The sequence below is a fragment of the Bacillus sp. 05T31 genome (genome assembly GCF_056396725.1).
In genome coordinates this window covers 1-985 of record NZ_JBFTMA010001072.1, presented here as the reverse complement: position 1 = coordinate 985, position 985 = coordinate 1, and the positions used below count along the sequence as shown (strand labels likewise).

The 985-nt window shown below is 36.3% G+C and carries 2 protein-coding genes; both read right to left on the bottom strand.

Features of this window, described 5'->3' with window-relative positions; translation table 11 throughout:
* On the bottom strand, positions 1-511 hold a 511-nt coding region (locus AC1DJR_RS31420), incomplete at its 3' end, for an ABC transporter ATP-binding protein (protein WP_477004405.1).
* A partial coding sequence (locus AC1DJR_RS31415; protein ID WP_477004404.1) for an FtsX-like permease family protein occupies positions 511-985 on the bottom strand: 475 nt, incomplete at its 5' end. The genes AC1DJR_RS31420 and AC1DJR_RS31415, both read right to left, overlap by 1 nt.

The window sequence follows — 985 nt, the reverse complement described above, 5'->3', positions numbered from 1 at the left end:
GTTCATCCGCTAATATTAAATCTGGGTTGTTCATGAAAGCACGAGTGATTGCTACCCTTTGTTTTTCCCCGCCAGATAGTTGATTTGGATAATGATTTTTTCTTTCTCCTAATCCAAATGCCGCTAATAAGTGATCCGCACGCTTTTCAGATTCTTGTTTGTTTTCTTTTTTTAGCTTTGCAATGTAAAGCAATTGTTCTTTTACATTTAAATATGGAACAAGGTTTGCGAACTGGAAAATGAAGCCGATTTTTTTCAAACGAATGTCTGTCATTTCCTTTTCTGATAACTTCGTAATATTTTGCTCACGAATGTAAATATCCCCTTTTGATGGTGATAGTAAAGCACCCGCGATTGATAATAACGTACTTTTCCCTGATCCAGAAGGACCGACGATTCCGATAAAYTCTCCAGCTTTCACATCAAGCGACATCGGATGAAGGGCTGTTACTTCCGTATTCCCTTCTCCGTACACTTTACTTACTCTGTCTAATTTTAATAATGAAGTCATTACATCCCGCCTCCAATTGCTTCTAATGCATCAACTTTTAATACTTGGTATAACGAAATAAGTGTTCCTAAAATACTAATGACGATAAAGATTGCGGCATATTGTGCAATCATCGGTGTTGTTAATAAGAACGGCATACCCGCTGGTAAAATYTGTTCTAATCCTTGTACCAAAACAATACTGATTAYCATCGCAACGACTGATAAGAATAACGCCTGCACGACTAAGCTATTTGCTAAATAAGAATTTTTCGTACCAATTGCTTTTAGTACACCTAATTGCTGTGTTTTTTGCAACGTAATTACGTAGAAGAATACACCGATTAGTAACGCAGCGATAACAAGTAAGAACGCAATGATCATCGTTAATGTTCCTTGCTCTTCTTTAAATCCTGGAATACTTTGCAGTACTTCTTTTTTGTCGATAACATGTGCATTTTTAATTTCTTTATCTGTATTAAGCGCAATTGCACTA